This window comes from Achromobacter sp. DMS1 (assembly GCF_001270295.1).
Genome location: NZ_LHSJ01000189.1, coordinates 1 through 8,233, shown reverse-complemented (window position 1 = coordinate 8,233; position 8,233 = coordinate 1). Strand labels below are relative to the sequence as shown.

12 protein-coding genes and 1 pseudogene are annotated in these 8,233 nt (G+C 66.6%); 1 reads left to right on the top strand and 12 read right to left on the bottom strand.

Going from position 1 to position 8,233, the window contains the following annotated elements:
* From AD428_RS25450 to AD428_RS18935, 10 genes and pseudogenes are all read right to left on the bottom strand, one after another.
* A pseudogene (locus tag AD428_RS25450) lies at nucleotides 1–212 on the bottom strand (hypothetical protein); the annotation flags it as partial.
* Complete coding sequence (locus tag AD428_RS18970; protein WP_053246215.1) at nucleotides 209–808, bottom strand: S26 family signal peptidase; 600 nt, start codon at nucleotides 806–808, stop codon at nucleotides 209–211. The pseudogene AD428_RS25450 and the gene AD428_RS18970, both read right to left, overlap by 4 nt.
* Entirely contained in the window at nucleotides 805–1,362 is a 558-nt protein-coding gene (locus AD428_RS18965) for a DUF2840 domain-containing protein (protein WP_053246214.1), read from the bottom strand. Before AD428_RS18965 ends, AD428_RS18970 begins: the two co-directional genes overlap by 4 nt.
* Entirely contained in the window at nucleotides 1,359–1,643 is a 285-nt protein-coding gene (locus AD428_RS18960) for a hypothetical protein (protein ID WP_053246218.1), read from the bottom strand. The genes AD428_RS18965 and AD428_RS18960 overlap by 4 nt, the downstream gene beginning before the upstream one ends.
* Nucleotides 1,640–2,278 carry a ParA family partition ATPase gene (parA, locus tag AD428_RS18955; RefSeq protein WP_053246213.1) on the bottom strand — a complete coding sequence of 213 codons (639 nt, stop codon included), beginning with the start codon at nucleotides 2,276–2,278 and terminating at the stop codon, nucleotides 1,640–1,642. The genes AD428_RS18960 and parA overlap by 4 nt, the downstream gene beginning before the upstream one ends.
* A gap of 253 nt (nucleotides 2,279–2,531) precedes the next feature.
* Nucleotides 2,532–3,389 carry a replication initiator protein A gene (locus AD428_RS18950; RefSeq protein WP_053246212.1) on the bottom strand — a complete coding sequence of 286 codons (858 nt, stop codon included), beginning with the start codon at nucleotides 3,387–3,389 and terminating at the stop codon, nucleotides 2,532–2,534.
* Nucleotides 3,390–3,415: 26 nt separating this feature from the next.
* Nucleotides 3,416–3,697, bottom strand: coding sequence for a helix-turn-helix transcriptional regulator (locus AD428_RS18945; RefSeq protein ID WP_053246217.1), 282 nt, complete (start codon nucleotides 3,695–3,697; stop codon nucleotides 3,416–3,418).
* Between the two features lie 110 nt (nucleotides 3,698–3,807).
* Nucleotides 3,808–4,578 carry a DUF2285 domain-containing protein gene (locus AD428_RS18940; protein WP_053246211.1) on the bottom strand — a complete coding sequence of 257 codons (771 nt, stop codon included), beginning with the start codon at nucleotides 4,576–4,578 and terminating at the stop codon, nucleotides 3,808–3,810.
* A 54-nt stretch (nucleotides 4,579–4,632) separates the two neighbouring features.
* Complete coding sequence (locus tag AD428_RS26875; RefSeq protein ID WP_160318604.1) at nucleotides 4,633–4,836, bottom strand: hypothetical protein; 204 nt, start codon at nucleotides 4,834–4,836, stop codon at nucleotides 4,633–4,635.
* Between the two features lie 85 nt (nucleotides 4,837–4,921).
* Complete coding sequence (locus tag AD428_RS18935; RefSeq protein WP_053246216.1) at nucleotides 4,922–5,272, bottom strand: DUF2958 domain-containing protein; 351 nt, start codon at nucleotides 5,270–5,272, stop codon at nucleotides 4,922–4,924.
* Between the two features lie 243 nt (nucleotides 5,273–5,515).
* Here AD428_RS18935 and AD428_RS18930 point away from each other — a divergent pair, with 243 nt between their 5' ends.
* Complete coding sequence (locus AD428_RS18930) at nucleotides 5,516–5,821, top strand: helix-turn-helix domain-containing protein (RefSeq protein ID WP_053246210.1); 306 nt, start codon at nucleotides 5,516–5,518, stop codon at nucleotides 5,819–5,821.
* Nucleotides 5,822–5,885: 64 nt separating this feature from the next.
* Here AD428_RS18930 and AD428_RS18925 read toward each other — a convergent pair whose 3' ends face one another.
* Together AD428_RS18925 and AD428_RS18920 are read right to left on the bottom strand one after the other, a co-directional pair.
* The gene (locus AD428_RS18925) at nucleotides 5,886–6,200 is read right to left on the bottom strand and encodes a DUF736 domain-containing protein (RefSeq protein WP_053246209.1); all 315 of its coding nucleotides are present in this window, start codon (nucleotides 6,198–6,200) and stop codon (nucleotides 5,886–5,888) included.
* Between the two features lie 574 nt (nucleotides 6,201–6,774).
* Nucleotides 6,775–7,929, bottom strand: coding sequence for an FAD-dependent oxidoreductase (locus AD428_RS18920; RefSeq protein ID WP_053246208.1), 1,155 nt, complete (start codon nucleotides 7,927–7,929; stop codon nucleotides 6,775–6,777).
* Nucleotides 7,930–8,233 lie beyond the last annotated feature (304 nt).

Genomic DNA, 8,233 nt, shown 5'->3' with positions numbered 1-8,233 from the left:
GCTGCGCGAGCCGACAGCGCGCCGGCGAACGCGGCGATGGCCGCAGGCCGGGTGCGTTCGAGGCAAGACACCTGCACATGGGAAGGCAGCGCAAAGTGCGGCGCGGATGCGCTCGCACTGCACGCGCGACGACATACGGAAAGCCACGGGATCGACACGTCCGATGGCACGATGAGATGCACGGCAACGTGCAGCGAGTCGACGGCCATCATGGGCGGGACTCCAGCCACACCGGATGCGCGATGCCGATCACGGTGGATGCGCTGATCGGGCCGAAGTAGCGGCTGTCGAACGATGTCGGATTGGTCACGCTCAACAGGAACAGTTCGCCCGGTTCGAGGCGGCGGCAAAGCTGCAAGGATGGCAGCGGCCGGCCCAGCCGGTCGGCAGGCAGCACGGCGGCCGAAGGTACGCCGTCAATGCGTACCTGACCGGAGACGATGCAGACGTGTTGCGGCGCGACCGCACCCACACGTTTGAGCAGCGGAACGCGGGTCGGCAGGTAGCCGCGCTGCGCAGCCAGCATTGCGGCCCTGTCGGGCAGCGGCACCAGCACGATGCTGTCCACGGACAACGGACGTGGCAGCGAGGCGGTGCGCGGGTCGAACGGCTCGATGCGATACCAGCCGACCGCCACGCTGTCGGACGGGTTGTAGGTCAGACGCGGCAGCGGATGCACGAAGGATGCCCAGGCCAGCGCAGCGAGGCCGCAGGCGGCGAGGCCCGCGAGCACGATGCGAGCGCGCAAGCGTGAGCGGGCGTGCGAACGAGGACGCGGTGCGGTGCCAGTGGCGGAAACGGCGGTCATGGCAGCGCCCTCCCGGTCAGCCAGGCTGCGTGCCGCTCGGCGGTGTATTCGGGCAGCGGCAGGCGCGCGGCGAGCCGGTTGGCGAGTGTGCGCCAGTACGCGGGCGAGACGGCGATGGGCGCGATTCCCAGCGCCTCGATGGCGTCGATGCGTTCCAGCACGACGCGCACTTGCCCGTCGCCCTCGGCATGCAGCAGCAGGCGCGCGCCCGGCTGCACGCCGGGGATGCGCTGCGCCGCGTCCAGCGGTGTGCAGGCTTGCATCACCATGAGCTGCCAACGCACGGTGCCGTAGTCGTTGGCCTGCCAGCGCACGCGGCAGAACACCGCGCCCGGCAGGAACACCGCGCTACGCCGCCAGCGGTCGAGCTGGTGCGTGCGCGCGGGTTCGCCGAAGCGCAGGTAGAGCTTGAAACGGGTCTCGATGTAGGCCAGCGCCACGCGCGTCAGCGGCGCGCTGGCCGGCTGGCTGGAAGGCGCGATGAATGGTGGCTGTGGCGCAGCCGTGGCCGCGACAGCGGCAGGCGCGACGGCTGGTGCAGTGGATGCGGTCATGGTGTGTTCTCCCTGCGTTGCTCGGGAAACTCCCGCTCCAGCAGGCCGCGCAGCAGGTCGGCCACGGTCACGCCTTGCGTGAAGGCCGATACCTTGATGCGCGCCCGCATGGCGGGCGTGATGTCGAGGGTGAGGCGGGCCGTGTAGAGGTCGCCCTTGCCCAGCGCATCGGCGTCGCCTTGGCGAATCCACGCCTCGGCGTGCGGATTCGCGGGCGGACGCGCGCCGATGCCGACGCGCTTTGCCGCACGTTTGCTGTTCGGCGGTGGCTTCGCTGTCATGTCGTCCACCGCAGCAGTTCATCCACAAGGGCGGTGATTTCCCGTGCGGCGGCGCTGTACGGCGCCGTCTCGCGTGCAAGCCGGCCAGCGGCCACGCTGTCGGCGAACACGATGCGCTGATGCACTTCCGCGCGCAGCGCAGGAAGCGGCTGGTCAGCGAGCGCCTGGCGCGCTTCGCGCCCGATCACGGTGGCACTGACGCGCCGGTTGATGACGAAGGCCGCGCGCAGCGCAGGCCGGAACACCTGCGCCTCGCGGATCAGCGCCACCATCTCGGCGCTGGCCCACAAATCGTAGGGGCTGGGCTGCACCGGGATCAGCACGCGCTCGACCGCCAGCAGCGCGGAGCGCGCCAAGGCGGCGATGCGCGGTGGGCCGTCGATGACAACGTGATCGGCGCGGCGTGCCAGCTCCGGGGCTTCCTGATGCAGCGTTTCGCGTGCGAGGCCCACGGCGCTGAAAAGCCGTGGCAAGCCTTGCTGGCTTCGGCGTTGTGTCCAGTCCAGCGATGACCCCTGCGGGTCAGCATCCAGCAGCACGACATGCTGGCCGCGCATCGCCAGCTCGCCGGCGATGTGGGTGGCGAGCGTGGTCTTGCCCACGCCGCCTTTCTGGTTGAGCAGCGCGACGATCATGGCCTGGCCCTCCGTGTTGGAAAGCCCGGCTGTTGCTGCTGCGTTTGTGGCCGCGTGGCGGTTGTCCACCGTGGCGCGGCACTTCTACTACAAGTTAGAGAATTTAAGTTAGGGAAGTTAGAGGGCGCGGAAACCAAGTTCTGGCGCGGGTTTGCGGCCGATTGGCACGCCTGATAGCACGATAGTCCCACGCCTGATAGCACGATACCCCGCACGCCTGATAGCACGACACCATTCACAGGCTTTCCCCGAGTTATCCCCGTGCCGTATGAGGCACGGGCCGGAAGGTCAGCAGTTCTATGCCGTTGTCCGGCATCCGCTCGATGCCCAGGACGTAGCCGGGCAGCGACTGCCGCGCGACAAGCGCGCGCAAGTCGCAGGCGAAGTCGTAGGGCTTGGCGGTGCTGCCGGATTTCTGGTGCAAGTAGCGGAAGTCGAATTGCCAGCCGTATGCCTGCTTGCCACCGTGCTTGCGCACCAGGCGGTACAGCCACCGCTCGATGCCGCCGGTCAGCCGGAAATACGCCGGGTCGATGGTCAGCACCAGAGCCGCATCCAGAACGCCCGTATAGAACCAGTCCGGCAAGATCAGCTCGATGCCCAGCGGCGTGCCGCTGGCATCGGCCAGTTCCTTCCATTCGTTGATCCACGAGAAGCGGTGCAGGCGTCGCCCGGTTGTCTCTCGGATGGACGTGGCCACCGTGGTCGATTGCAGGCGATCCAAGGCCGCTTTGAGGCGCTGGTAGTCGCGCAGCGACTTGCCGCGCCCGATGAAGCGCAGGATCTCGTAGGGTGTCGCGCGGATCAGCCGCGAAGGCCGCAGGCCCGCATCCTTTGCCTCCACGATCTGCGAGGCCGCCCAGATCAGCACATCGGCGTCCCAAATCGTGGCGATGCCGTGCTCGGCCGTGCCTTCCACGCGGATCGTGACGTTGCCCGCGCGGAAGTCGATGGGCTTGATCCGCTTGGACTTGGCGAGCGAGAAGAACGGATAGGCCATCAAGTCCTGGCTGTCGCGCGGAGCCATGTCGCCCGGCAAGGCGCGGAACAGGTCGAGCTGTTCGCGTTCTTGCGGGGGCCGCTGCCGGAATGGCAGCGCGGAGATGGACATGGCTGTGGCCTGGCGCGCGCCAGCGATCAGCGCGCACGGCTGTCCGCCGAGTGGTGCTCGGCGTACTCGGGATCGGAAGTCGTCTCGAAGCTGCGATCAGCCGCCCAGGCATCGAGGTCGGCCACGGCGTACATGACGCGCCGGCCGAACTTGCGAAAGCGCGGGCCGCCGCCGATCACGCGCTGCTTTTCCAGCGTGCGCGGCGACAGGCGCAGATAGTCGGCGGCTTCGTCGTTGGTGAGATAACGCTGCGGCTGCGCGGCAGCGGTCGAGACAGCGGCGGCAGGCCGTAAGGGAGCGGGTCGCACGGGATGAACCTCCATCAAGCCCGGCCACACCACGCGGCCGGATGGAGGCACTTTCGAGAAAGCGAGGCTTCTTGCTAAGGGACGAATTGCAGGGGCTGCAAAACGTCCCCCTACTGCGGCGAAGGCGGCGGAAGCTGTGCCAAGCGGCGATAGCCGCCGCGCATCAGCGCATCGCCACGGCGCACCAGCCGGCGCACGCGAGCGCGCAAGGCACCGTCCTTGTGCCAGTCGGCCGCGACGGCATCCGCGCCGAACAGCCCTTCGGCAACTTCGCGCAAGGACGCGCCCGCCAGGGCCGCATCGAGCGCCTGCAAGGTGTTCAGCTCCAGCAGTGCGGCAGGCGTGGGCCGGGAACGGGCCGCCGCCGCAGGCGCGGCAACCGTGGCGGCGGCCAGGGCGTCGAGTTCAGCCGCGAGCGTGCGATAGCGCGCGCAGGGCGTGGCGCAGGCACGAGTGGCGTAGAGATAGGCCACGCCGTCTTCCATGCCCGGCGCGAGCGCGAGCCGCAGGCAGCAGCCGGGCCAATGCGACACCAGCACCAGGCGCTTGCCGTCGTGGATCAGTTGCTTGCAGCCGGGAACGCGCCAGAACTCGAAGGTGCAAGCATCGGGCGGCGGGTCTGCGTCGGGGTAGAGCTGCACCACGGCATCGTGGTCAGGGAACCAGGCCGGATGCGCGTCACGCGCATCCAGGGCCGGGTCTTCCAGCAGGCGCAGGCTCCAAGCCTGCGCCGCATCCGGTCGGCGGCGACGGCGCAGCCAGTCGCGGCGGTAGTCGGGATTCCTGCGCAGGTATTCCCAGGCCAGCGCGGGGCCATCCAGATGCAGGACGTAGAGATAGGCGGCTGTCGGATACCAGTGGTCGGCGCTGCGATCAGTCATGGCGAAAGCTCCCTGTGCTTGGGATGCGTCGCCACGATTTCCGCGAGGCGGGAGCTATCGAAATGCCATCAGGTCATCATCAAAAGCGGTTAAGCTGTAACTGTCGGTGTCAAGACCGTTTGGCTCCGGCGTGTTGGGGAAATCGTCTGAATGCGACGGCTGCGCCACCCGGAAATGGTGCGCGGCACCGGATACCGTGCCGCAGCCCGCGCCAAAGATCATGACTGTTTGCATCAGACTGGCATCGCTTCGGTGCATCAATGCCGATTCAGACCTGCCCGGTCTTGACCAAGACTGAAATAGTCACAGTGCGCCACGGCTGGCCGGGCCGCGCTGGCGTTCATCAGTCCGTGATCGCGTCGTTCTCCTGCGCCAGTCGGACGTACTCCGACAATGGGCGCACCGCCTGGAAATACCGATCCCGCCGCACCGGCAGCTTGCGTGGCCCGACGATGCCGGCCAGGTCGGACAGCTTGACCGTTCCAAGCGAGGGCATGCCGATGCCGAGGTCGATCAGGCCATAGGCCGTATCGCCATCGGCGGGGTCGAGCGACACCAGCAGCCAGGTCATATGCGCGTCGGGGGTGAACAGGCGCACCACCGGCAGCGGGTCGATGGCTTCGCCAGCGGCACGAGCTTGGCCGTGGGCCAGCAGGCGCACGCGGTCGTCCTCGGTGATGAGTGGTTGAGGCATGGTCTGCAATCCCATGAATCCAATGATGCACAGACACGGTTTCAGGTCGAAGCGCAGAACCGCCAAGCCGGGTTTGCGCTTTCGTGCGCAAGCACGGATGCGGTTCCGTGACTTTTCTGGAACCCGCAGATGCGGATTTCCGTAAAAGCACGAAAGCGTAGAACAGGATCAAATGAACACTATAGATTGTAGCCCTATAGGGCGCAACGGGTTGTCATCTTGGTTTTTCGAGGGAAACCATAGGTGGCGGCTGGGAACTCATTGGCGAAGGCGTTGAAGACGGTCAGAAAGGCGCGTGGCTTGAGCCAGGAAGCCTTCTCTGACGTGTCCAGCCGCACCTATATGAGTACCCTCGAACGCGACCTGAAAAGCCCGACCCTGCACAAGCTGGCCGAACTGTGCGAGGTGATGGAGATCCACCCGCTCACGCTGCTGACGCTGGCCTATGCGGGCGACAGCCCGCGCAAGGCCGACGAGCTGCTGGCGCAGGTGCGCCAGGAGCTGGCGGCGGTGTTGAGCGAGCGCGACGCGGCGAAGCCGCGCGCGTGATGCGGTGATGTGCTGCGATCAGCAGCACAGCGCCCCGCCGCGATGGGCGGGGGCGCTGCGGCGGTCACGCCGCATGGGGCTTGCTGCGCGACCAGATCAGGTCGTGCGTGCCGTCCTCGCCTTCGATCAGGCGGGCATAGACCGGAGCCGGGAACGAAGGCTCGTCGAGGGTCACGGACAGGTAGTCGCGCCCGGCCTCGCTGGTCTTCTTCCACGCCGCGCCGATGTCGTGGCCTGCGGCCTGCAGGCGGAAGTCGGGGGCGTTCTCGCTGCTGCCCTTGTCGTTGGGAACCAGCTTGACCTTGACGTTGAGCGTCAGGGTGCGAAGCGTGCCGGTGAAGCCGTCTTTGTCTGCGGTGAAGGCGCCGATGTTAGCCATGATGTTTTCTCCTTTCGGGTTGAACAAGGTCGCGCCAGTGCGTCCTTGTTGTGATCCGGTCGGCGGGGGATGGGCGGGTCGCACCGCTTGCGGTCGCAACGCAGTGGAGAACCTGGAAGCGAAAAGAATTTGTCCCGCGAGGAATGCGCGCAGCGCAGGGGAAATTGTTTTCGCTGGAAGGTTGCGGCCATGAAGCCCAAGGCGTAGCCGTGCCCTCGTCAGGATTCACAACAAACCAAGGACGCACAGGCCGCCTGTCCCGAAAGGAGACATGGCCGACTCGGCATCCCCGCGCGACGGCCTCATCGGCTCGTGCCCTGACGCGGGCAAGGCCAACCACCAACGACAATGCGAGAACGCCCCTTGCCGCAGCTTGTGGCGACGTGCTTGAGGCGTGGCGTGGAAGCTCCATAAGCGAGGTCGGGCGGCGTGTCGGTGAACCGTCCTTCGTGACGTACAGGCAGCGAACCGCCAGCGTCGAGGACGGCACGCTGTGGCACAACCTGCCGCAGCAAGCTGGGGCGTAGCTCCACAAGCCCCGCCATTGCGGCGGGCGCGATCGAAGCCGCCGCGACTAATGTGCGGCGAACAGTTCGACTACACTCCGGGGGGCGTTGCTACCAAAGAAGTGCCGATGGTTCTGCGCTGTCTCTTCGGCAGCAGCCGCACTGCGCGGGAAAAGCGCCCGCTCATACGCCGCGAGTGCCGCCTCAATGTCGCCGGGATGATTGCGCAGCGCCAAGCCCAGTTCGGCGCCATCCAGGATCGCGAGATTGGCGCCTTCCCCCGCGAACGGCGACATCAAATGGGCCGCATCCCCCACGAGCGTTACGCCGGGAACGCGCGTCCACTGGTGGTCGATCGGCAGGGCATGGATGGGCCGCACGATGGGTGGGGTATCGCTTTCGGTGACCAAGGCCAGAAGCAGCGGCGTCCATCCCTCGAATTCAGCGGCAAGTCGACGCAGTGCGGCTGGCTGGCTGAAATCGTTGGCGTTGATCCACGCCTGCGGCCTGCTCAAGGCGACATAGGCCCGTAGTGTGCCGCTCGGGTAACGATGGGCAAAGATGCCCTGGCCCGGCTCGACTGCCATCAGGGTGCCGCTGCCGATCAACTCGGCGGTGGCCTTGTATCGCGTGTCGCCATCGAAAAGATTGGTTTCGATGAAGGTCGTGCCGGTGTATCCCGGTTTTGTGGTCGACAGCAGCGGACGGACCTTCGACCAGGCACCGTCGGCACCGACCAGCAGATCCGTTGTGGCCATGGAACCGTCCGCGAACACCAGTTGATGGCACCCGCTGGAGAGGCAGTCCACACGCACGAGCTTGCGCCCCCATTGGATGGCGCCGGCAGGCAGGGATTCGATCAGCAGCCCGCGCAAGGCACCGCGATCGACCTCGGGCCTGGCCGTGCTGCCCGAGCCGGGCTTATCGAACAGGACGTTGCCATGTCGGTCAACCACGCGCTTGGCATCCTGGCCCGGTAGCGCAAGGCTAAGAAATGCATCGTAAAGGCCCGCAGCCTTCAACCCGAGTTGGCCGTTGTATTCGTGGATGTCCAGCAGGCCGCCTTGCGCCCGCGCATCGGGCGAAGTTTCGGCTTCGTAGATGGTCGCGGGAATGCCGTTGACGTGCAGGACACGGGCAAGCGTCAAGCCGCCAAGGCCGGCGCCGACGATGGCGATGCGGGGATGTGCGGAGAGGAATGAAGAGTCGAGGTGTGTGTTCATGGCAGCGTTCCAATAGCTGCGAGCGTTCGCGTCAAGATGCGACAGTTCGCAGAAAGGCCGACAGATGTCGGGGGAAACGCTGGCCGACCTCGCTAGAGCTGCTTGGTGGCGTGTATTCGGTTGTCTAGTGCCGTGGCACGTAGGCAACCGTTTTTCGCGGTCTTCGGGAACGAAGTGTCGCACAGATTCCGGCCATTGAGCAAGGCCTGCCACTTGGCGAGGCTTCGTCAAAATCTGCCCCAGCCAGCGGGCACCGATGGCCGCGCCGCGCGCAAGCTCGTTGCGCGCCCGCCCCGTCGCCGCC